Here is a 21,664-nt window from a genome sequence, read left to right as displayed (position 1 = left end):
CACCAATTCCAGGGTTTGGCAGGGGGGCTTCATGCGGCATCTCATGACGCGGCGACCTATCGCGGGTCGGCTGGCGGCGCTGGGGCTGGCGTTGGCGACCTTGGCCGGCTGCGGCGGCAAGCCCGGGCTGGGCGAGGAGCAGGCCCTGGTCGACCGCGCCACCCTCTCGGTCCAGGAAATCCTGGGCGAGGGCAACGACAAGATGAACGCCCAGAGCGTGCTGCGCCGGGCCCGCGCCGCGGTGATCTGCCCGCGCATCTTCCGCGCCGGCTTCTTCTTCGGCGGCGAGGGCGGCGGCTGCGTCCTGGTCGGCCGCGATGCCGCGGGGTCCTGGTCCTCGCCGGCCTTCTACACGCTGGGCTCGGGCAGCTTCGGCCTGCAGGCCGGCATCCAGGACCTGCAGATCCTGATGCTGATCATGAACGACCGCGCGCTGAACGCGATGCTCGACAGCCAGCTCAAGCTGGGCGCCGATGCCTCGCTGGCGGTCGCCACGCTGGGCGGCTCGCTCTCGGGCGCCACCACCACCGCGGTCGGCGGCGACATCGTCGCCTTCGCCCGGGCGCGCGGGCTGTTCGCCGGGCTGACGCTCGAAGGCTCGCTGCTCTCGGCCCGGAGCGAGTGGAACCGCAACTACTACCAGCAGGAAGTCGGCCCGCGGGAGATCGTGGTGGCGATGCGGGCGCACAACCCGGGCGCCGACCCGCTGCGCGCGGTGATGATGCGCTTCGGCAGCGCCGGCGGCGGCGGGGCTGCCGCCGCGCCGGCTGCGGCCAGGGACAACCCGGCCGGCTTCACCCAGGGCAACACGCTCGGCAGCGGGCCGGTGCAGCAGTCCACCCTGCCGCCGCTGCGCTGATGCGGGCGCTCCTCGCCGGTTGGGTCCTGTCCCTGGCCCTGCTGCTGGCGGCAAGCCCGCCGGCCTGGGCCGACGACCGCGGGGATGCGCAGACGCTGGTCGATAGCAGCACCCTGGCGGTGCAGGAGATGTTCACCACCGGCGACGCCGCGGCGATCGCCGACATGCAGGGGATGCTGCGCCGCGCCCGCGCCGTGCTGGTCTGCCCGCGCATCTTCCGCGCCGGCTTCATCCTGGGCGGGGAGGGCGGCGGCTGCGCCCTGGTGGCGCGCGACGCCGCCGGGTCCTGGTCCTCGCCGGCCTTCTACGGGCTCGCCTCCGGCAGCCTCGGCCTGCAATTCGGCGTGCAGGACATGCAGGTGCTGATGCTGGTCATGTCGGATGCCGGGCTCACCGCGCTGATGGACAGCCAGTTCAAGCTCGGCGCCGATGCCTCGGTCGCCGTCGCCGGCATGGGGGCGGGCCTCGAAGGCTCGACCACCGCGGCGGGCGGCGCCGACATCGTCACCTTCGCCCGGGCGCGCGGGCTGTTTGCCGGGCTGGCGCTGGAAGGCTCGCTGCTGACCAACCGCAGCGACTGGAACCGCGCCTATTACGGGCAGGAGGCCTCGCCGCGGCAGGTGGTGGTGGCGATGCAGGCGCACAACCCGGGGGCGGACCCGCTGCGGGCGGCCTTGATGCGCTACGGCTCCCCGCCCTGACGCGGGATGGCCTGGGGCGGCATCGCCGGAATGCCCGCATCGGACGACCCGACGGAAGCCGGGGCGTGCCGCGTGGGCGACGCCGAACGCATCATGCCCCGGCGGCGGGAGTTCCGCCGATCGGCCATCGCGGCTAGGGTGCCGCCGTGTCCCCCACCGACCCTTTCTGGAAGACCAAGACGCTCGACGCGATGAGCCGCGCCGAGTGGGAATCCCTGTGCGACGGCTGCGGCCGCTGCTGCCTGCACAAATTGCGGGACGAGGACACCAACGAGCTGGCCTTCACCAATGTCGCCTGCCGGCTGCTGACGATCGAGACCAGCCGCTGCGCCGACTACGACAACCGCCGCAAATGGGTGCCGGACTGCGTCAAGCTGACGCCGAAGCGCCTGAAGCAGATCGACTGGCTGCCGCCGACCTGCGGCTACCGCCTGGTGGCCGAGGGCAAGGATCTGGAATGGTGGCACCCGTTGGTCTCCGGCGATCCGGAGACGGTGCACCAGGCCGGCGTCTCGGTCCGCGGCAAGGCGGTGCGCGAACGCGATGCCGGCGCCTTCGAGGACCACATCGTCCGCTGGCCCGGGCAGCCGCCCCGCGGCAGGCGCGCCAAGCCCCCCACCGACAAGCCCGAGGGAAACGAGGACCCATGAAGAACGCCCTGTTCGGCGGCGTGAACGCCGCCGTGCTCACCGCCATGAAGGCCGACCTGACGCCCGACCCGGCGCGCATGGCCGGCCATGCCAAGTGGCTGCTGGCCAATGGCTGCAACGGCCTCGGCGTGCTGGGCACGACTGGGGAGGCCAACAGCTTCGGCCTGCATGAGCGGAAGGCGATCCTCGAAGGGCTGATCGCTCATGGCGTGCCGGCCGGCACCATGATGCCCGGCACCGGCTGCGCCAGCCTGACGGACACGGTCGAACTCACCCTGCACGCCAAGGCGCAGGACTGCCGCGGCGTGCTGCTGCTGCCGCCCTTCTACTACAAGGGCGTCAGCGACGACGGCCTGTTCGCCTATTTCTCCGAGGTCATCCAGCGGGTCGGCGGCGGCATCGCCCTCTATCTGTACAATTTCCCGCAGCAATCGGCGCTGCCCTTCAGCATCGACCTGATCGGCCGACTGCTTTCCGCCTATCCGGGCGTGGTCAAGGGCGCCAAGGACAGCGGCGGCGACTATGCCAACATGAAGGCGATGGTCGACAACTTCGCCAAGGACGGGTTCGAGGTCTATTCGGGCTCCGACGAATTCCTGCAGAAGATCCTGGCCGAGGGCGGCGCCGGCTGCATCACCGCGGCCTCCAACGGCAACAGCCATTGGGGCGGCATCGTCTATGCGAAGCGCACGGGGCCCGAGGCCGACGCGGCCCAGGCCATGCTGACCGCGACCCGCAAGGCCGCCGTCTCCGTCCCGCTGATCCCCGGCCTGCGAGAGATCATTGCCCGCAGCACCGGCGACGACGGCTGGCGCACCATCCGCCCGCCGCACCTGAAGCTGACCGCGGCGCAGGGCGAGGCGATCTGGGCCGCCTGGGGCGCCGCCGGCGCCCTGCCGCTGCCGGGCTTCGCCGCGGCGAAGGCGGCCGAATGAGCACGACCTCAGGCGTGCCGGTCGAAGGCGGCCCGCTGCGCTGCCGTGAACCGGCGACCGGCACCGTCCAGCTGGACAACGAGCATGTCCGTGTCACCCGCTGGGACTTCAACCCCGGCGCGGAGACCGGCTGGCACCGGCATGGCTGGCTCTACGTGGTGGTCCCGGTGACGGACGGGACCCTGCTGCTGGAACTGCCGGGCGGGGAAACGGCGACGGCGACGCTGACCGCCGGCCTCGCCTACACCCGCGACGCCGGGGTGGAGCACAACGTGGTCAATGCCGGGACCGCGCCGCTGTCCTTCGTCGAGACGGAGCTCAAGGCCCTGCCGGGCTGACGCCTGGGTTGCGGGGCTCGACCAGGAATTTCACGCAAATGCATAATTCCTGGGCAAGTGGCGCGCGGCCGGGCTTTCCCGGCCGCCGTTGCCGCCGCCGTCACCCGGCCGTTCCGCAACGAGTCGTGTCAACCGGTTGAACCCGACCCCTCCGCCGCCGCATGGTGGGGCCATGGACGACACCGAAGCGGAGACAGTTGCCCTCCCTGGCCGGATGCCCGGGGGCATGGCGGCGGAGACCATGGCCTGCCCGGTGCGCTGGCGCCGGTCCACCCGCGCCACGCGGGTCAGCCTGCGGATCGACGCCCGCGCCGGCGCCGTGGTGGTGACCCTGCCGCCCCGGGCCAACCGCCGCGCCGGCATGGCGCTGCTGACCACCCACGCCGCCTGGGTGCGGGAGAAGCTGGCGGCCCTCGCCCCGCACATCGCCCTGGCCCCAGGGTCGGAAGTGCCGCTGGGCGGCCTGCCGCATGTCATCCGGCACGACCCCGCGGCCGCGCCCGGCGTGCTGCTGGCCGCCGGCGCCATCGTCGCCGGCGGGCCGGAAGCCGCCCTGCCGCGCCAGATCGCCGCCTTCCTGAAGGCCGAGGCGCAGCGGCGCATCCGGGTGCTGGCCACCGGCCATGCCGCCTTGCTCGGCGTCACGCCGGGGACGATCCGGCTGAAGGACACCCGCAGCCGCTGGGGGTCCTGCGCGCCGGACGGGACGCTCGCCTTCTCCTGGCGGCTGGTGATGGCGCCGGATTGGGTGCTGGACTACGTGGTGGCGCACGAGGTCGCCCACCTGAAGGAACTGAACCACAGCCCGAAATTCTGGGCGCAGGTGCGGCGGCTGACGCCGCACCGCGATGCCGCGGTGGACTGGCTGCGGGCGAACGGCCCGGCGCTGCTCCGGGTGGGCTAGGCCCGCTTCCGACATGTGCTCGGGGCTGCCGGAACGCAACGACGCCTCGCCGGTTGGAACCGCCTGCCGCCGCAACCGAAGGATTCCGCCTTGAGCACCGGCCTGATCGCCTTGCTGGACGACGTGGCCGCCCTGGCCAAGGTCGCCGCCGCCTCGCTCGACGACGTCGCGGCCCAGGCCGGCCGGGCCGGCATGAAGGCGGCAGGCGTCGTGATCGACGATGCCGCGGTCACCCCGCGCTACGTCGTCGGCTTCGCCGCCAGCCGCGAATTGCCCATCGTCTGGAGCATCGCCAAGGGCTCCCTGAAGAACAAGCTGGTCTTCCTGCTGCCGGTGGCCCTGGCGCTGAGCCTGTTCGCCCCCTGGGCCATCACCCCGCTGCTGATGCTGGGCGGCGCCTTCCTCTGCTACGAGGGCGCCGAGAAGATCTACGAGGCGATCTGGCCGCATGCCGCCCAGGCGCATGAGGCGAAGACCGGCGCCGCGCAGGACCCCGCCGCCTTCGAGGAGGCGCGGATCGCCTCGGCGATCAAGACCGACTTCATCCTCTCGGCCGAGATCATGGCGCTGACCCTCTCGACCGTGCCGGAGGCCTCCTTCTGGACCCAGGCGGCGGTGCTGGCGGTGGTCGGGATCGGCATCACCATCGCAGTCTATGGCGCGGTGGCCCTGCTGGTGAAGGCCGACGACGCCGGGGTGGCGCTGGCCGCCGGCGGCGGGCCGGCGCCGGTCCGGGCGCTCGGCCGCGGCCTGGTGCTGGGCATGCCTTGGCTGCTGAAGCTGCTGGGCCTGGTCGGCACCGCCGCCATGCTCTGGGTCGGCGGCGGCATCCTGCTGCATGGGCTGGAGGAATACGGCATCACCGCGCCCGGCCATCTGCTGCACGAGGCAGCCGCCGTGGCCGGCCAGGTGGTCCCGGCGGTCGGCGGGGCGGTGGCCTGGCTGGTCGGCGCGCTGGCCTCGGCGGTGGTGGGGCTGGTGGTCGGCGGGGCGCTGATCCCGGTGGTGGAGTACCTGGTCGCGCCGCTGGCGCGCCGGCTGCGGCCGGCGAAGGGCGCGGCGCAGCACGCCTGAAAGGAAAAGGTTGAGGAGGGAAAAGTATTCCCTCCCCAAACCCCACCCTTCCTTTTTGTGGGCTTGGCATTCGCCGCGCGGCAGGTCTCGACTCACGGAAATAGATGAGGGGGTCCGGGGGAGGATACCTTCTCCCCCGGCCTTTGCCTCAGCGCGGCAGGAAGCCGACCACCCGCTCCGCCTCGGTGACGATCGGCTCGGCGATCGCCGCCGCCCGCTGCGCACCCAGCCGCAGCGCCGCGTCCAGTGCGGCGTGGTCGGACAGCAGCCGCTGCATCTCCGCCTGGATCGGCGAGAGGTGGTCGACCAGCGCCTCCACCAGCACTTCCTTGAACGCGCCGAACCCCTTGCCGCCATGCTCGCGCAGCACGTTCTCCGGCAGGGTGCCGCCGACGGCGGCCAGGATGCCGACCAGGTTGCGCGCCTCCGGCCGGCCCTCGAGCCCCGCCATGTGCTCCGGCAAGGGCTCCGGGTCGGTCTTCGCCCGGCGGATCTTGAGGGCGATCGCGTCGCGGTCGTCGGTCAGGTTGATGCGCGACTGGTCGGAGGCATCCGACTTCGACATCTTCTTCGTCCCGTCGCGCAGCGACATCACCCGCGCCGCGACGCCCTGGATCAGCGGCTGGATATGCGGGAAGAAGTCCGGCACGCCGTAGTCGTGGTTGAACTTCTCGGCGATGTCGTTGGCCAGTTCCAGGTGCTGCTTCTGGTCGTCGCCGACCGGCACCAGCGTCGCCTTGTAGGCCAGGATGTCGGCCGCCATCAGGTTCGGATAGACATAGAGGCCGCTCGACGCTGCCTCCCTGTCCTTGCCGGCCTTGTCCTTGAACTGCGTCATCCGGTTCAGCCAGCCGAGCCGCGCCACGCAATTGAAGATCCAGGCCAGCCGCGCATGCGCGTGGACGTGGCTCTGCACGAACAGGATGCAGCGCTTGGGGTCGAGCCCGCAGGCGATCAGCGCCGCCGCCATCTCCCGCGTCTGGGTCTGCAGTTCCCGGGGGTCCTGCCAGGCGGTGATGGCGTGCAGGTCCACCACGCAATAGATCGCGTCGTGCGTGTCCTGCAGCGGCACCCAGTTGCGGATGGCGCCGAGGTAGTTGCCGAGGGTCGGGATGCCGGAGGGCTGGATGCCCGAGAAGACGCGCTGCATGGGGGTGGAGACCATCTGCGGTGTGAAGGGCTGCGGTGATTGCCCCTCGGCGCGGTCAGGTCAAGCGGTGGTGGCGGGGGCGGTCTTGCGCCGCCGGCGGAGCATCCCCCTGACCTCCCGCACGTCGATCGCCCCCAGCGCCTGGGCGACGCCGAAATAGACCGCGCCACCCGCCGCGACCAAGGCCGCGAGCGCCAGGAAGCGCAGCGGTCCCTCCAATGAGAACAGAACGCCCAGCACGACGAAGCGCGGCGGCCCCTCCATCGGGAACAGCACCATCCGCAGCGCCAGGATCGCGCCCGCCATCAGCGCCGCCGCCAGCAGCAGCCGGGGGATGCGCCGCCTCAGCCGCCGATCCAGGATCATCTGCCCCCGCCGGTTCAGCAGCCAGCCCAGCATACCGGCGTTGAACCAGGCGGACAGCGCGGTGGCCAGCGCCACGCCGACATGGCTGAGCCACGGGATCAGCAGCAGGTTGAGCGCGATGTTCAGCCCCACCGCGGCGAAGCCGACCTTCACCGGGGTCGCGGTGTCGCCGCGGGCGAAGAAGCCCGGCGCGTAGATCTTCACCAGCACATAGGCCGGCAGCCCCAGCGCATAGGCGGAGAGCGCCGCGGCGGTCAGCGCCGCCGCCTCCGCCCCGAAGGCGCCGCGCTGGAACAGCACGGAGACGATCGGCCAGGCCGCCGCCGCCTGCCCCGCCGCCGCCGGCAGGCACAGCAGCAGGGACAGCTCCATCGCCCGGTTCATGGTGCGGTGGGCCGACAGCGTCTCGCCCGAGCGCACCTGGCGCGACAGCAGCGGCAGCATCGCGGTGCCGACCGCGGCGCCGATGACGCCGAGCGGCAGCTGCCCGACCCGGTCGGCATAGTACAAATAGGACACCGCGCCTGCCGGCAGGAAGGAGGCGATGATGACGTCGACCGCCAGGTTGAGCTGGGTGACGCCGGCGCCGATGATCCCCGGGCCCATCCGCCGCAGCACCTGCCGCACCTCCGGCGCCAGGCTTGGCGGCTTGAGGAATTGCAGCGGCATCCCCGCCCGGGCGCAGGCCCACAAGACCAGGCCCAGTTGCACCGCGCCCGAGACGGTGACGCCCCAGGCCAGCGCATGCGCCGGCGTCGCCACATAGGGCGTCAGCACCAGCAGCGCCGCCATGGACAGCAGGTTGAAGAAGATCGGCGCGGCCGCGGCGGCGGCGAACCGGTCGAGCCCGTTCAGCACGCCGGAGACCAGCGCGGTCAGGCAGATCAGCAGCAGGTAGGGGAAGGTGATCCGCGTCAGCTCGATCGCCATCTGGAACTTGGCGGGGTCGCCCGTGAAGCCCGGCGCCAGCACCGACATCAGCTGCGGCATGGCGATGATGCCGAGGATCACCAGCAGCGACAGCCACAGCGTCATCAGCGCCGCCATCCGCTCGGCCAGCTGCCGCGCCACCGCCGGGCCCTGGACGGCCAGCGTGCCGGCGAAGGCAGGGACGAAGGCGGCGTTGAAGGCGCCCTCGCCGAACAGGCGGCGGAACAGGTTGGGCAGCTTGAGCGCGACGAAGAAGGCATCGGCCATCGGCCCGGCGCCGAGCCGCGAGGCGATCAGCATGTCGCGCGCGAAGCCGAGGACACGGCTGGCCATGGTCCAGCCGCCGACGGTGAGGACGCCTTTGAGCATGGGGCCGGGGTCTAACCCGGAACGGCGGCGCTGCGCCATGGGGGCCGGCGCCGGGACATGCCACCAGCTTGTCGTGCTGCGGCGCCAGGGTGGACCGAACCACCGGGCTGGACCGGACCCTGGCAGGTGTGGCCAGCTTCCACCCGGTGCCCGGCGCCGCCGCCGGACCGGCCCGCCGACCGCGGCGGGCGGCCGGCAGCGGCGCCATGAGGAGGGAGAACCCGGTGTCCGACCTGCCTGCCCCGATCATCGCTCCCCTGGTCCGCGACCTGGTCGCCTGGGTCGCCGCCGAGCCCCGCCCCTACCGCGAGGTGATGGAGGCCTGGCGCACCTCATGCCCCCGCCTCACGGTCTGGGAGGATGCGGTCGATGGCGGCTTCGTCGCCCTCGGCCCGGGCGGGCCGGAGGGGCTGCAGGTCTCCGCTACCCCGCGCGGCCGGGCGCTGCTCGCGGCGCGGGGCTGAGCCGGCCGACCCGGCCCGCCGCCTCAGCCCGGCCCGCCGAGGAAAGCCGCCAGCCGCGCGCCGAACCGCGCATCGAAGGCAGCGTCGCGCGCCGCGCCATGGCCGGTCGGCTCGGGCGGGCGGTCGATCACCAGGCACCCGGCGCCGGCCCGGGCCATGCCGGCGGTGAAGGCCGTGGCCCGCGCCGCCGGGTCGGGGTCGTAGGGGTCCCCGGCGAAGAGCACCAGGCCGCCGCGCCGCACCGCGCCGGGTGCCGCCGCGGCGCAGGCGGCCTCGAAGGCGGCCAGCGCCTCCGCCCGCCGCTCCGGCCGGGTGCCATGCGCTGCGGGGGCGAGCAGCAGCATCGCCTCCGCCAGCCCGGGCTGGCGCAGCGCCAGCAGCGCGACGAAGGCGCCACGGCTTTCCCCCACCACCGCCACCTGGCCGTAGCCCGCGGCGCGCAGCCGGGCGCAGCCGGCGATGAGTGCCGCGGCGCCGGCCTCCAGCGGGTCGCGCGCCCCCTCCCGGTCCAGCCGCCAGCGATCCCAGCCGGTGAGCCGGTCGAGGCAGGGCGGCGGGTCGGGCGGGGCGCCCTCGGCGTAGTGGGCATGCGCCCAGACCAGCGCGCCCGCGGCGGCCTCCGGCCCCCGCAGGCCGCCCGGCGCCGGGCGGAACACCCGTCCCTCGGCCAGGGCGGTCCGCGGCAGCAGCAGCGCCGGCAGCGGCAGCAACAGGCGGCGGCCGGCCTGGCGCATCCTAGAGGTCAAGCTCGACCCAGAGCGCCGCATGGTCCGAGGCGGCATGCGCGGCCGCGCCGCCCTGCGCCGGGTCGATCTCGGGATAGACCTCCCACTTCCTCGGCCGCACCCCCGGCCACTGGCCCATGCGGAAGATGCCGGAGGCGCCGGCCCGCTGCCGCAGCGCCGGCGACAGCAGGATGTAGTCGATCTTGTTGGCCGCGGTGCTGCCGCCGTAGGTGCCGGGCCGGCCCTGGTCGTCGTGCCCCGGCAGGGTCGAGATGTCGCGCAGGTCGGTCCCCGCCAGCAGCGGGTGCAGCGGGTCCGCCGCCGCGCCCGGCGGCGTGTCGTTGAGGTCGCCCAGCACCGCGATGCGCTCGGCCCCCTCCGCCCGCAGGCGGCGGTAGATCCCGGCCACCGCCTCGGCTTGCCGGCGGCGCCGGGCATCGCTCGCGGCCGGGGTGCCGAAGCCCTTGCTCTTGAAGTGATTGACCAGGACGACCAGGCCGCCGCCCGGCGCCTCCAGCTGGAAGACCGGGCAGTCCCGGCTGAAGACCGGCCCGGCGGCATCAGCCAGGTCGACATGCGACCGCATCGTCAGGATCGGGTGCGCCGCCCGGGTCATCAGCGCGCAGTCGATGCCGCGCGAATCGTTGCCGTCGATCAGCATGACATGCCGGTAGGGCGCCGCCTGCTCCCGCGGCAGGATGGTCTCGGAGAAGGCCTTCAGCGCCGGGCGGCTCTCCGCCTCGACGATGCCGATGACGTCGGCATCGAGGTCGCGGATCACCCGGGCGGTCAGCCGCATGGCGGTATCGTCGACCGGCTCGCGCTCCAGCTCCAGCCAGCCGTTCCAGGCGGCGCGCCCGGCCGCGACGATCTCGACCGGGCCGCTGCGCCGGCGCACCAGGAATTCGCCGCGGTTGCGGCGCAGCCGGACGAAGGCGGCGTCGTCCGACCTGGCCAGGCCGAGTTCGCCGAGCAGCGCCACCAGCGTCGCCCGGTCGGCCGCGCTGTAGACCGGCTTGGCGATCAGCGCGCCGAAGCGGGCGAAGGCGTCGAGCACCGGCCGGCCCTCCGCCCAGGTCTCCTGGTTCAGCGCGCGGGCGCGGGAGAACAGGTTCTCCACGTTGAACGAGGCGAGCCGCATGGCGATCCTCCCTGCTGCCTGGGTCCGGCGGCAGCCTGGACCCATCGACGGCGGACAGGGAATGATCGTTGCGTGTCAGCCGATGGCGGGCAGGCAGGCCGCGGCCAGCAGAGCGAAGGCCCGGGCGCGGTGGCTGATGCGGTGCTTCTCCGCCGGGTCCATCTCGCCGAAGGTCTCGGCCCGGCCATCGGGGACGAACATCGGGTCGTAGCCGAAGCCCCGGTCGCCGCGCGGCGGGTGGACCCAGGTGCCGTGCGCCTTGCCCTCGAAGCCTTCGGTGTGGCCGTCGGGCCAGGCGAGGACCAGGGCGCAGGTGAACCAGGCGTGGCGGTCGGCATGGGGTTCGGCGAGCGCCGCGACCTTGGCCATCGCCATGGCATAGTCGCGGCCGCCGCCCGGCAGCTCGGCCCAGTCGGCGGTGCGCACGCCGGGATCGCCGCCGAGCGATGCCACGGAAAACCCGCTGTCGTCGGCCAGCGCCGGCAGGCCGGCGGCGCGCGCCGCGGCCAGCGCCTTGATCGTGGCGTTGCCGAGGAAGCTGTTCTCGGTCTCGGCGGGCTCCGGCAGGCCGAGCTCGCCGACCGAGACCACCTGCATGCCATGCGGCGCGACCAGCGCCGCGACCTCCCGCAGCTTGCCGGCATTGTGGCTGGCCAGCACCAGCCGGCCGGGGGCGAGCCTCCGGTGCGGCATCAGGCGATGCCCACCGCGGCGCGCTGCTCACGGAACAGCGCGTCGGTGCCGTGCCGGGCGAGCTTCAGCAGGTCGAGCAGCTGCGGCTCGGAGAAGGGCTCGCCCTCTGCCGTGCCCTGGATCTCGACCATGCCGCCGCGGCCGGTCAGGACGAAATTGGCATCCGTCTGCGCCTTGCTGTCTTCCTCGTAATCCAGGTCGAGCACCGGGACGCCCTGCCAGATGCCGCAGGAGACGGCGGCCACCTGGTCCTTCAGCGGCATGGTGGCGATGACGTTCATCGTCAGGCAGTGGCGGAAGGCCAGGTGCAGCGCCACCCAGGCGCCGGTGATGCTGGCGCAGCGGGTGCCGCCATCGGCGGTCAGCACGTCGCAGTCGAGGGTGATCGACATCTCCCCCATCGCCTTCAGGTCGGTGACGGCGCGGAGGCTGCGGCCGATCAGCCGCTGGATCTCCTGGGTCCGGCCGGACTGCTTGCCGCGCGCGGCTTCGCGGTCGCCGCGGGTATGGGTGGCGCGCGGCAGCATGCCGTATTCGGCGGTGACCCAGCCCTGGCCGGTGCCGCGCAGGAAGGGCGGCACGCGGGTCTCGATCGAGGCGGTGCAGAGCACCTCCGTCACGCCGACGCGGATGCGGCAGGAGCCCTCCGCATGGCGGGCGACATGGGGTTCGAGGACGACATGGCGCAGGGCATCGGGCGCGCGGCCGGAGGGGCGGTTCATGCCGCGGGGGTTACCATGGGGGCGGGAAGCCGGGGAAGGGCGCTGCCCTTCCCCGGCTTCCCGCCAAGGGCCGCAAGGCCTTGGGAACCCTTGGGCTGGGAATTGCGGGCCAGGTGCCGGGGCGGGTTGGAGCCGGCTCAAGGCGGCTCGATCCGGCTCAGGCGCCCGGTGGCGCGCAGGGCGGGAAAACCAGCCCGGGCAAGGGGTTCGGCCCGATGGCGCTTGAGGATTTCAGCGAATAATCGACTTGAGGGCGGCCCGCGGAAGGCCTTTTCGGACAAAGCCCGGGGGCGATCCTGGTGCGGGGCCCCAGGGCGGTTTCGGCCGCGCGGTGGCCTCGCCCCGCTTTGGCGGAGGCCGGACGGGGACGGATTCAAAAGTCAAAGAACGAGGATATATTTCCTATCACGCACATCGCGCCAAGTCCAGCGAAACCGCCCGCCCCGCCTGTCCCGGCCCTGTTGCGCTGCGCGGCGGCCGGTCGCGCGACGCCGCCGGGCCTTGGCGCGCCATCGTCCGCCGCGGATGCAGCCTGGAACGGTCGGCCGCGCCCGGCGGCGGTCGAACGCGGAAGACGGGACGCCAGGCGCGACGACCCATCCTCGGCGGCCGAGGCCGGCGCGGTGTGCGCCTCGGCACATCCCGCCCCTCACCCCGCCCGACCCGCGCAACAATACCCCACCCCAGGGCTTCTTCCGTACAGCCGCAACCGGAACGGCTACCGGAGGCCCGTATGCCGATCCCCCGCTGGCTCCCTTTGCTGGCCTGCCTCCTCGCCGTCCCGGCCCGGGCCACGGACCCGGTCTGGCACGAGCCGCTCTGGCTGCAGCCGCCCGGGGCCGATGCGCCCTTCCCGGTGCTGCTGGCCCTGCCGCTCGGCTGGCAGCCGGGCGATGCCGCCGTGGTCCTGCTGCCCGACCCGGCCGGGCCGGCGGCGCCGCGCCGCCGCCTGGTCGAGGCGCTGCTGGCGGCCGAGGCGGTGGTGGTCGAGCTCGACCCCCTCGCCGCCTGGGCCATGCTGCCGGCGCTGCGGCCCCATCCGGCCTTGTCCCTGCCTGCCTATCCCGCGGCGCTGCGCGCGGCGCTGGACCGGCTGCGGGTGGAAACCGGGGCGGGGCTGCTGGTCGTCCTCGGGCTCGGCCCGGCCGGGGCGGTCGCCCTGGCGGCGGCAGCCTGGCCCGGGGTGGCGGCGGCGGCGGCGCTGGGCGATGCGCCGCGCATCCTGGCCGGCGCGCCACCGCCGGCGGCCGAGCAATGGCCGCTCCGCGCCGGGCTGCTCTGCGCCCTGCTGGCCGAGGCGGCGGACGGCGCCCCGGCGCCGCGCGACTGCCGCGCGGCGCTGCTGCGCTGAGCCGCAACCGGGGCGCTTGACCCGGCCCCGGTCGGCTCCGCATAACCGCGCCATGCAGCGCTGGACGCATCGCCGCGGCCTCGGCCGCCTGGCCGGCTCGATTATGGGCCCGGTCCTCGCCTGAGGGCCGGGCACCCGACCGCGCGCTTCCATCGCTCCGCCGCCGCGCCGCAGCGTGGCCAGGAACCAGACCATGACCGATAGCCCCGCCGAGACCGCCCCCCGCGACTACCGCGGCACCGTCTTCCTGCCCGACACCCCCTTCCCGATGCGCGGCGACCTGCCGAAGCGCGAGCCGGACTGGCTGGCCCGCTGGGAACGGCTCGGCCTGCGCGACCGGCTGCGGGCGCAGTCGAAGGGGCGGGAGACCTTCGTGCTGCACGACGGCCCCCCTTACGCGAACGGGCCGCTGCATATCGGCCACGCGCTGAACAAGATTCTGAAGGACGTGATCAACCGCGCGGCGCAGATGGCGGGCAAGGATGCCGACTACGTGCCGGGCTGGGACTGCCACGGCCTGCCGATCGAATGGAAGATCGAGGAGGAGTACCGCGACCCCAAGGGCAAGTACCAGGGCGGCCGCAAGAAGGACGACGTCCCGGTGCTGGAATTCCGGGCGGAGTGCCGCGCCTATGCGACGCATTGGCTGGGCGTGCAGCGCGACGAGTTCAAGCGGCTCGGCGTGCTGGGCGACTGGGAGCGGCGCTACGCGACGATGGACCTGCCGAGCGAGGCGGCGATCGTGCGGGAGATCGGCAAGTTCCTGATGAACGGCTCGCTCTACCGCGGCCTGCGGCCGGTGATGTGGAGCCCGGTCGAGAAGACCGCGCTGGCCGAGGCCGAGATCGAGTACCACGACCATGTCTCGCCGACCCTGTGGGCGCGGTTCCGCGTGCAGACGGCGGCGGCGGCCGACCTGGTCGGCGCCTCCGTGGTGATCTGGACGACGACGCCCTGGACCATCCCGGCCAACCGCGCCGTCGCCTATGGGCCCGAGATCGACTACGCGCTGGTGCATGTCGAGGGCCTGGCCGAGGGCAGCCACCTGGTGGTGGGGGAGACGCTGCTGGTCGCCCTGCCGCTGCTGCCGCAATTCGAGAAGGACGCGAAGCTCGGCGCGCACAGCATCAGGCGGGTGCTGAAGGGCGCGGAGCTTGCCGGGGCCATCGCCGCGCATCCGCTGCGCGGCGCCGGCTACGACTTCGACGTCCCCCTGCTGCCGGGCGACTTCGTGACGACCGAGGCCGGCACCGGATTCGTCCATATCGCGCCGAGCCATGGCGAGGACGACTTCAACCTCGGGAAGGCGCACGGCCTGCCGGTGCCGGAGACGGTGGCCGACGACGGCACCTTCACCCGCTGGGCGCCAGGCTTCGAGGGGCTGCACGTCTTCAAGGCGCATGACGCCATCTATGCCGCCTCCGAGAAGGCCGGCACGCTGGTGGCGAAGGCGAAGCTGACCCACAGCTACCCGCATAGCTGGCGGTCGAAGAAGCCGGTGATCTTCCGCGCCACGCCGCAATGGTTCATCGCCATGGACGACGCCAACCGGATCCGCGCCAAGGCGCTGGCGGCGATCGACGCGACGCATTTCGTCCCCGACATGGGCCGCAACCGCATCGGCGGCATGGTGGCGACGCGGCCGGACTGGTGCATCAGCCGGCAGCGCGCCTGGGGCGTGCCGATCGCCGTCTTCGTCGACAAGGCCACCGGCCAGCCGCTGCGCGACCCCGCGGTGATGGACCGCATCGTCGAGGCCTTCCGGGTCGAAGGGGCGGACGCCTGGTACCAGCCGGGCGCCGCGGCCCGCTTCCTGGGCGAGGGCCGCGACCCGGCGGCCTATGAGCAGGTGATGGACATCGTCGATGTCTGGTTCGAGTCGGGCTCGACCCATGCCTTCGTGCTGCCCGACCACGGCCTGCCCTTCCCGGCCGACCTCTACCTCGAGGGCTCCGACCAGCATCGCGGCTGGTTCCATTCCTCCCTGCTGGAATCGGTCGGCACCAACGGCATCGCCCCCTTCAAGGCGATCCTGACGCATGGCTTCGTGCTCGACGAGCAGGGCCGCAAGATGTCGAAGTCGCTCGGCAACGTCATCGCCCCGCAGGAGGTGATGACGCAGTACGGCGCCGACATCCTGCGGCTCTGGGTGATGAATTCCGACACCGCCGAGGACCTGCGGATCGGCAAGGAGATCCTCAAGCAGCAGGCCGAGCTGTACCGCCGCATCCGCAACTCGCTGCGCTGGCTGCTGGGCAACCTCGCGGGCTTCGAGGAAGGCGAGACGGTCCCCTACGCCGCGCTGCCGGAGCTGGAACGCTGGGTGCTGCACCGGCTCGGCGAGCTGGATGCGCGCATCCGGAAGGCGGCCGAGGACTACGACTGGGCCGGCGTGGTGCCGGAGATCCACAATTTCTGCGCCACCGACCTCTCGGCCTTCTACTTCGACATCCGCAAGGACGCGCTCTACTGCGACGCCCGCGACAGCCACCGCCGCCGCAGCGTGCGCACGGTGCTGGACGTGCTGCACCGCTGCCTCTGCGCCTGGCTCGCCCCGGTGCTGGTCTTCACCGCGGAGGAAGCCTGGCTGGCGCGCTTCCCGGACGAGGCGGGCAGCATCCACCTGACCGACTTCCCCTTCATCCCGGAAGGCTGGCGGGATGCGGCGCTGGCGGAGAAGTGGCAGCGGGTGCGGGCCATCCGCGGCACGGTCACCGGCGTGCTGGAAGGCGCCCGGCGGGACGGGCTGATCGGCGCCTCGCTGCAGGCGGCGCCGCGCCTGGCGCTGCCGGCGGCCGATGCCGGGCTGCTGGATGCCGAGGGCTGGGCGGAGGTCTGCATCACCAGCGGCGTCACGCTGGAGACGGCCGAGGACGTCACCGTCGTCGCCGAGGCCGCCCCCGGCCGCAAATGCGACCGCTGCTGGCGCGTGCTGGAGGAGGTCGGCCTGTCGGCGAAGCACCCCACCCTCTGCCGCCGCTGCGAAGCGGTGGTCGAAGGCCAGTGAGCGCCGCCACGGCCGCCGGCACGCTGCCGGCCCGCGCCGGGCTCGGCCTCGGCCTCGCCGTCGCGCTGCTGCTGCTCGTCGCCGACCAGGCGAGCAAGTGGTGGATCCTCTACGGGCTGGACCTGCCGGGCTTGCGCAACGTCCCGGTCTTCAGCGCCGGGCCCTTCGGGCTCGACCTGACCATGGTGTGGAATTACGGCGTCACCTTCGGCCTGCTCTCGGGCCAGGGGCCGCTGAACCACATCATCCTCGCCGTGGTCGCCGCCGCCATCGCCGGCTTCCTGCTGCGCTGGCTGGCGAGGGCGGAAACCCGGCTGGTCGCGGCCGCGCTCGGCGCGGTCATCGGCGGCGCCGTCGGCAACGTCATCGACCGCCTGCGCTTCGGCGCGGTGGTGGACTTCCTCCGCGCGCATGCCTGGGGCTGGGACTGGTACGTCTTCAACATCGCCGATGCCGGCATCGTCTGCGGCGTCGTCGTGCTGCTGGCGGATGCGGTGCTGCGCAAGCCGGCGCAAGGCTGACGCCGCCCGATCCCGCCCGCGCGCCATTCGGCGCGGGCGGATCGCGGGAGGGCGCGCGTGCCCGGACGCCTGACCCCGCCCTGAAAGCGGGACGCCGCAGCGGTGCCGCGTTCACTTCCGGACGCAATCCGCTGTAGCCTCGCCGGGATGCTCCGCCTCATCCTCGGCCGCCTGGTGCAGATCGCGGTCACCCTCGTCCTGGTCTCGGCCGCGACCTGGCTCGCCATGGGGTCGATGCCGGGCGACCCGGTCGACCTCGCGCTGATGGCGGACCCGCAGCTCACCGCCGCCGATGCGGCGCGGCTGCGGGCGCTGCACGGGCTCGACCAGCCGCTGCACGCCCGCTATTTGGCCTGGGCCGGCGCCGTGCTGCGCGGCGAATTCGGCCATTCCCGCCTGTTTGCCGTGCCGGCGGCGCAGGTGCTCTGGCCGGCGCTGGGCTCCACGCTCGTCCTGCTCGGCTGGTCGCTGCTGCTGGCGGCGGGCCTCGGCGTGCTGCTCGGCGCCTGGGGCGCGGCGCGGCGCGGGGCGGCGCCGCTGGTCGATGGCGTCGCCATCCTGGCGCAATCGACGCCGACCTTCTGGCTCGGCATCCTGCTGGTGATCCTGTTCGCGGTCACGCTCGGCTGGCTGCCGGCCGGCGGCGCGGCCGACTCGCCCGGGCCGGTCGAGGCGGCGCGCTTCCTGGTGCTGCCGGTGGCGACCCTGGCGATCGTCAACCTCGCCGCCTATGCGCGGCATGCCATGGCGGCGCTGCAGGCCGAGCTCGGCACCGACCACATCCGCACCGCGCGGATGAAGGGGCTGTCGGAGCGCGCCATCCTCTGGCGCCACGCCTTCCCCAACGCGGCGATCCCGGTGGTCACGGTCCTGGCGCTGGATGCCGGCGGGCTGGTCTCCGGCGCCCTGGTGACGGAGACGATCTTCGCCCGCCCCGGCATGGGCAAGCTGATCTACGACGCCATCATGGGGAACGACTACAACCTGGCGCTGCTGGCGCTGCTGCTGGCGGCGCTGGTCACCATGCTGGCGACGCTCGCCGCCGACATCGCGCAGCGGCTGATCGACCCGAGGCTCACGCGCTGATGCGGCTCTGGCTCGGCCTTGCCGTGCTGGGCACGCTGCTGCTCGGCGCCGTCGCGGCGCCCTGGGCGCAGGCATGGCTGGGGCACGACCCCTTCACGCCGGACCTGTTCAACCGCTTCGGCGCGCCGTCGCTGGAACACCCGCTGGGCACCGACGACCTCGGCCGGGACATCCTGCTGCGGTTGCTCTACGGCGCCCGCGTCTCGCTCGCCGTCGCCTTCGCGGTGGCGCTGGGGGCGACCGGGCTCGGCACCGCGATAGGGCTGCTCGCGGCCTGGGCCGGCGGCTGGACGGAAGCGGTGCTGATGCGGCTGGCCGACGGCCTGCTGGCGCTGCCCGCGCTGCCGCTGCTGGTGGTGCTGGCGGCGGTCGATACCGGCAGGCTCGGCCTGCCGCGCGGCGAGGCGCTGTCCGACATCGTCCGCATCGCGGCGATCCTGGTGATCTTCGGCTGGGTCGCGGTGGCGCGGCTGGCGCGCGCCGCGGCGCTGGGGCAACTCTCGCTCGACTATGTCGCGGCCGCCCGCGTCGCCGGCGCCGGCGAAGCCCGCGTGCTGGCGCGGCACGTGCTGCCGAACATCGCCGCACCGATCGCGGTCGCCACCGCGCTGTCGGTCGCCGGCGCGATCCTGGCGGAGAGCACGCTGTCCTTCCTCGGGCTCGGCATCCAGCCGCCGGCGCCGTCCTGGGGCAACATGCTGTCGAATGCGCAGGAGATGGTGTTCTCGGCGCCGCTCACCGCGGTCTGGCCGGGGCTCGCCATCCTGCTCGCGGTCGCGGGGTGCACGCTGGTGGCGGATGGGGTGCGGCGGAGGGCTGGGTAGGAAGGCAAGGCCAGGGAGGAGGTATCCTCCCTGGACCCTCCTCTATTTCCGGGAGTCTGGCATTCGCCGTGCGGCGGGTGCCAGGCCTGCAAGAAGGCAGGGAGGGAACACCTTTCCCTCCCCAATCTCACTACATCTTCTTGGTCAGCTTGGCGGCGATCTCGAACATCTCCTCCGGCGCATAGTCCGGGGTGAAGACATTCGGCTGGCCGACCAGCTCGTGGATCTTGCCGCCTTCCGGCATGCCGTTCACCACCTGCAGCTCGCCCGGCGGGTCGCCCGGCAGCGCCATCTCGCCACCGCCCCAGATGCCGGCGATATCCTTGTAGTCGCTCGGGCTGAAGGTATAGAGCCGGCGGTGCGAGCCCTCGTCCAGGTACTTCTGGCATTCCGGGATGTTGCCGAGCGGGATGTTCGGGGTCGGCAGCATCTTCTCGATCTCGACGCCGGTCAGGTGCTTCAGCGCCAGCGCATAGGCATGCGCATGGACCGAACCGCGCACCAGCAGGTAGCCGCAGACCTCGCGGCCGGTCGGGTCGGACAGCGTCTCGTAGACCCGCAGCTTGTGCAGCCGGGCGCCGCATTCCAGGTGGAAATTGTGCAGCAGGTCGAACACCACGTTGCCGGTGGTGGTGATGAAGTCCTTGTTCCAGGACAGGCCGTTGCTGTCGGCCGGCACGGCGCCGCCGGCATGCGAGTAGAACCCCGCGGCGTTGCGGACGTCCTTCATCATCTCCATCTGCGCAGCGGAGATGTCGCCGCCGTCCGCGGCATCGGCGTCGGGCACGTCCGGGCCGTTGTTCAGCATGGCGACGCCGTTGCTCACCAGCTCGACATGGCCGAGCTCCTCGGCGGTGATGCAGGCGACCAGGCTGTAGAAGGATTGCAGCTTGGACTTGCTGCGGAAGTTGAAGCTCTGGAACATGTAGTTGCCGAGCGTGGACATCTCGCCGTACTTGCCGCCGAGCAATTCCTGCAACGCCGCTGCGGCATTGGGATCGCGGCGCTTGGGCGCAGGCAGTTCGGTCTGCAGCTTGTTGACGCGCAGGAACATGGGGATATCTCCGTCGGGGTTGATATCCCAACGGGCCGGAGCGCCGCGGAGTTGCCTACCCGACGGACCGGGCAGCGGCATTCAACCGCTCCGTTCAGCCGCGCGCCGCGACCCAGCCTTGCGCCACGCAGAACTGCCTCACCTTCTGCCCAAGCGCGGTGCCGATCCGCCGTGCCTCGTCCACGTCGTCGGCCCGGCTGCCCTCGATCGCGCCATGCGCCCCGCCGCCGACCGCGGCCGAGGTCGCCAGCCGCCGCGCCGCCGCGCCGACGCCGAGCGAGGCCGCCATCCCCGGCGCGCTGCCGCTGTCGGTGGTGCCGTCGAAGGCCGCGAGCCGGCGCGGCGCCGCCCCGGGCTCCAGCCAATGGAGCACGGCCTCGGCCTCCATCCGCGCCTGGCCGCGGCCGAAGCCGATCATCGTCCGCTGGGTGCGGTTGCCCTCCTCCACCGCCAGCAGGCTGCCCGTCACCAGCAGGCTGCGCCCGGACATCGGCGCGGCGTCGGGCGGGGTGCGCTCCACCGGCAGGTCGGGGGAGGCGCGCAGCGCCTGGACCAGCGCCTCCGCCAGGGCCGAGGCGGCGGTGCGGGCGGCGGCCAGCCGCTGGTCGTCCGGGCTGGCGGCGGAGAGGGCCTGCTCCACCCGGCCGCGGATGCCCTGGTCGAGCTGCACGTCGGCCGGGGAGACGGCGAAGTCGCGCACCAGGATGCGGCTCGGCGACGGCAGGCGCGGGCCGGCATAGGCCTGCTCCTCGACGACCGTCGCCTTGCCGCAGCCGGCCATGGGCAGGGCCAGCAGCGCCGCGGCGCGCAGCGCGGGACGACGGCCGAATGCCGGGATGGGAGCCATCCGAAGCCTCCTCCGGCCGCGTCGCGCGACCTGGCGGAAACCGTATCGGTTCAGCCTGCCGAAGGCATCGATGCGGCAGCAGCGCCACGCGCTTGTGACCGCCGCGCCCGCCCGCTCCGCCTCGCCGCCGCGGGAAGGACCGCGGAGTCCGCCCGGCCGGCGGGTCGGGGATCCCGTCCCTGCGGTGCCGCCGCGCCGCCGCGCCCCGATCGAGGCCCTGCTAGGGATGGCCGCGTCGATCCGGTCCGTGCCGGGCCCCGTCCGGTCACCCCATCAGGACCGGCGCCACCCCGAAGAGGCTGCGGTGGAAATGCAGCAGCGCCGCCCAGGCGATGAGACCGACCACCGGCGGGATCCAGCCGATCTCGGCCAGGACCAGCCGGTTGCGCCCGGCGGCGATGGCGCCGAAGGGCAGGATCGAGGTGGTGGCGGACAGCCTCGCCCAGGGCCCCGGCGCCCGCCGCGCCAGCTTGGCGTCGATCGAGGGCATCCCCGCCAGCGCCGTCACCAGGAAGGCGCCGAAGAAGACGAGGGAGGCCGTGTCGCCGTTGCCCATCAGGTGCACGAAGGCCCAGAGCGCGAAGGACCACAGCATCGGATGGCGGGTGACGCGCTGGATGCCGCGCGGCTCGGCGCCCAGCTCGCGCTCGCCGCCGATCGCGGTCGGGTTCGGCCTGGCCACCGCGGCGACGAACAGGATGAAGGCCGGCAGCATCAGCAGCGCCAGCACCCAGCGCAGCGCGTTCGGCGCGGACCACAGCGGCGTGGTCTCCGCCGCGCCCCAGGCCCGCACCAGCAGGGCGATCGAGACGAAGGAGAGGCCGGAGAAGACGCCGCGGAAGGCGCCCTCGCCGATCCGGCCCGCGATCACCCCGCGCAGGCCGGTGCCGGAGATCCCGACATGCACGAAGATCCACAGCAGCGCCGCGAGCAGCAGCCAGGTCATGCGGGGT

Annotated in this window: 22 protein-coding genes; 13 read left to right on the top strand and 9 right to left on the bottom strand. The window is 73.1% G+C overall.

The window, feature by feature from the left end:
- Positions 1 to 43: 43 nt before the first annotated feature.
- The 7 genes from ACFQS7_RS12910 to ACFQS7_RS12880 all read left to right on the top strand — a co-directional run bounded on the left by ACFQS7_RS12910 (position 44) and on the right by ACFQS7_RS12880 (position 5,461).
- The gene (locus ACFQS7_RS12910; RefSeq protein ID WP_380067484.1) at positions 44 to 859 is read left to right on the top strand and encodes a lipid-binding SYLF domain-containing protein; all 816 of its coding nucleotides are present in this window, start codon (positions 44 to 46) and stop codon (positions 857 to 859) included.
- Positions 859 to 1,560: a lipid-binding SYLF domain-containing protein gene (locus ACFQS7_RS12905; RefSeq protein WP_380067483.1), complete on the top strand. Its 702-nt coding sequence runs from the start codon at positions 859 to 861 to the stop codon at positions 1,558 to 1,560. Before ACFQS7_RS12910 ends, ACFQS7_RS12905 begins: the two co-directional genes overlap by 1 nt.
- A gap of 146 nt (positions 1,561 to 1,706) precedes the next feature.
- The gene (locus ACFQS7_RS12900) at positions 1,707 to 2,210 is read left to right on the top strand and encodes a YcgN family cysteine cluster protein (protein ID WP_380067482.1); all 504 of its coding nucleotides are present in this window, start codon (positions 1,707 to 1,709) and stop codon (positions 2,208 to 2,210) included.
- Positions 2,207 to 3,145: a dihydrodipicolinate synthase family protein gene (locus tag ACFQS7_RS12895; RefSeq protein ID WP_380067481.1), complete on the top strand. Its 939-nt coding sequence runs from the start codon at positions 2,207 to 2,209 to the stop codon at positions 3,143 to 3,145. Before ACFQS7_RS12900 ends, ACFQS7_RS12895 begins: the two co-directional genes overlap by 4 nt.
- Complete coding sequence (locus tag ACFQS7_RS12890; protein ID WP_380067480.1) at positions 3,142 to 3,483, top strand: cupin domain-containing protein; 342 nt, start codon at positions 3,142 to 3,144, stop codon at positions 3,481 to 3,483. The genes ACFQS7_RS12895 and ACFQS7_RS12890 overlap by 4 nt, the downstream gene beginning before the upstream one ends.
- A 172-nt stretch (positions 3,484 to 3,655) precedes the next feature.
- The gene (locus tag ACFQS7_RS12885; RefSeq protein WP_380067479.1) at positions 3,656 to 4,387 is read left to right on the top strand and encodes a M48 family metallopeptidase; all 732 of its coding nucleotides are present in this window, start codon (positions 3,656 to 3,658) and stop codon (positions 4,385 to 4,387) included.
- A gap of 90 nt (positions 4,388 to 4,477) precedes the next feature.
- Positions 4,478 to 5,461 carry a DUF808 domain-containing protein gene (locus tag ACFQS7_RS12880; protein WP_380067478.1) on the top strand — a complete coding sequence of 328 codons (984 nt, stop codon included), beginning with the start codon at positions 4,478 to 4,480 and terminating at the stop codon, positions 5,459 to 5,461.
- Between the two features lie 148 nt (positions 5,462 to 5,609).
- Here ACFQS7_RS12880 and trpS read toward each other — a convergent pair whose 3' ends face one another.
- Both trpS and murJ read right to left on the bottom strand, forming a co-directional pair.
- A complete protein-coding gene (gene trpS, locus ACFQS7_RS12875; protein WP_380068016.1) occupies positions 5,610 to 6,611 on the bottom strand; it encodes a tryptophan--tRNA ligase in 1,002 nt (333 codons plus the stop codon).
- Positions 6,612 to 6,671: 60 nt separating this feature from the next.
- Positions 6,672 to 8,276 carry a murein biosynthesis integral membrane protein MurJ gene (gene murJ / locus ACFQS7_RS12870; protein WP_380067477.1) on the bottom strand — a complete coding sequence of 535 codons (1,605 nt, stop codon included), beginning with the start codon at positions 8,274 to 8,276 and terminating at the stop codon, positions 6,672 to 6,674.
- An 89-nt stretch (positions 8,277 to 8,365) separates the two neighbouring features.
- On the opposite strand from murJ, the gene ACFQS7_RS12865 reads away from it, so the two are divergent.
- On the top strand, positions 8,366 to 8,740 hold the full coding sequence (locus tag ACFQS7_RS12865) for a hypothetical protein (RefSeq protein ID WP_380067476.1): 375 nt from the start codon (positions 8,366 to 8,368) through the stop codon (positions 8,738 to 8,740).
- A gap of 23 nt (positions 8,741 to 8,763) precedes the next feature.
- Here the strand turns inward: ACFQS7_RS12865 and ACFQS7_RS12860 are convergent, their stop codons facing one another.
- The 4 genes from ACFQS7_RS12860 to rph form a co-directional block, all read right to left on the bottom strand.
- Entirely contained in the window at positions 8,764 to 9,474 is a 711-nt protein-coding gene (locus tag ACFQS7_RS12860; protein WP_380067475.1) for a hypothetical protein, read from the bottom strand.
- A gap of 1 nt (position 9,475) precedes the next feature.
- Positions 9,476 to 10,606: an endonuclease/exonuclease/phosphatase family protein gene (locus ACFQS7_RS12855; protein ID WP_380067474.1), complete on the bottom strand. Its 1,131-nt coding sequence runs from the start codon at positions 10,604 to 10,606 to the stop codon at positions 9,476 to 9,478.
- Positions 10,607 to 10,681: 75 nt separating this feature from the next.
- Complete coding sequence (locus ACFQS7_RS12850) at positions 10,682 to 11,299, bottom strand: non-canonical purine NTP pyrophosphatase (RefSeq protein ID WP_380067473.1); 618 nt, start codon at positions 11,297 to 11,299, stop codon at positions 10,682 to 10,684.
- Positions 11,299 to 12,021 carry a ribonuclease PH gene (rph, locus tag ACFQS7_RS12845; protein WP_380067472.1) on the bottom strand — a complete coding sequence of 241 codons (723 nt, stop codon included), beginning with the start codon at positions 12,019 to 12,021 and terminating at the stop codon, positions 11,299 to 11,301. Before rph ends, ACFQS7_RS12850 begins: the two co-directional genes overlap by 1 nt.
- Before the next feature lie 733 nt (positions 12,022 to 12,754).
- On the opposite strand from rph, the gene ACFQS7_RS12840 reads away from it, so the two are divergent.
- The 5 genes from ACFQS7_RS12840 (at position 12,755) to ACFQS7_RS12820 (ending at position 18,810) form a co-directional block, all read left to right on the top strand.
- Positions 12,755 to 13,372, top strand: a complete 618-nt coding sequence (locus ACFQS7_RS12840; protein ID WP_380067471.1) for a hypothetical protein — start codon at positions 12,755 to 12,757, stop codon at positions 13,370 to 13,372.
- 193 nt (positions 13,373 to 13,565) lie between these two features.
- Complete coding sequence (ileS, locus tag ACFQS7_RS12835) at positions 13,566 to 16,379, top strand: isoleucine--tRNA ligase (protein WP_380067470.1); 2,814 nt, start codon at positions 13,566 to 13,568, stop codon at positions 16,377 to 16,379.
- Complete coding sequence (gene lspA / locus ACFQS7_RS12830) at positions 16,376 to 16,900, top strand: signal peptidase II (protein ID WP_380067469.1); 525 nt, start codon at positions 16,376 to 16,378, stop codon at positions 16,898 to 16,900. The genes ileS and lspA overlap by 4 nt, the downstream gene beginning before the upstream one ends.
- Before the next feature lie 147 nt (positions 16,901 to 17,047).
- Positions 17,048 to 17,986, top strand: coding sequence for an ABC transporter permease (locus ACFQS7_RS12825; RefSeq protein WP_380067468.1), 939 nt, complete (start codon positions 17,048 to 17,050; stop codon positions 17,984 to 17,986).
- The gene (locus tag ACFQS7_RS12820; protein WP_380067467.1) at positions 17,986 to 18,810 is read left to right on the top strand and encodes an ABC transporter permease; all 825 of its coding nucleotides are present in this window, start codon (positions 17,986 to 17,988) and stop codon (positions 18,808 to 18,810) included. Before ACFQS7_RS12825 ends, ACFQS7_RS12820 begins: the two co-directional genes overlap by 1 nt.
- 130 nt (positions 18,811 to 18,940) lie before the next feature.
- Here the strand turns inward: ACFQS7_RS12820 and ACFQS7_RS12815 are convergent, their stop codons facing one another.
- From ACFQS7_RS12815 to ACFQS7_RS12805, 3 genes are all read right to left on the bottom strand, one after another.
- A complete protein-coding gene (locus ACFQS7_RS12815; protein ID WP_380067466.1) occupies positions 18,941 to 19,864 on the bottom strand; it encodes a manganese catalase family protein in 924 nt (307 codons plus the stop codon).
- Between the two features lie 94 nt (positions 19,865 to 19,958).
- On the bottom strand, positions 19,959 to 20,711 hold the full coding sequence (locus tag ACFQS7_RS12810; RefSeq protein ID WP_380067465.1) for a DUF4410 domain-containing protein: 753 nt from the start codon (positions 20,709 to 20,711) through the stop codon (positions 19,959 to 19,961).
- Between the two features lie 265 nt (positions 20,712 to 20,976).
- Entirely contained in the window at positions 20,977 to 21,657 is a 681-nt protein-coding gene (locus tag ACFQS7_RS12805) for an NnrU family protein (protein WP_380067464.1), read from the bottom strand.
- Between the last annotated feature and the right edge of the window lie 7 nt (positions 21,658 to 21,664).

This window comes from Dankookia sp. GCM10030260, assembly GCF_042666655.1.
Classification (GTDB): Bacteria; Pseudomonadota; Alphaproteobacteria; order Acetobacterales; family Acetobacteraceae; genus Paracraurococcus.
Note: the sequence above shows the minus strand (reverse complement) of the source record. Positions and strands in the feature narration are given on the sequence as shown.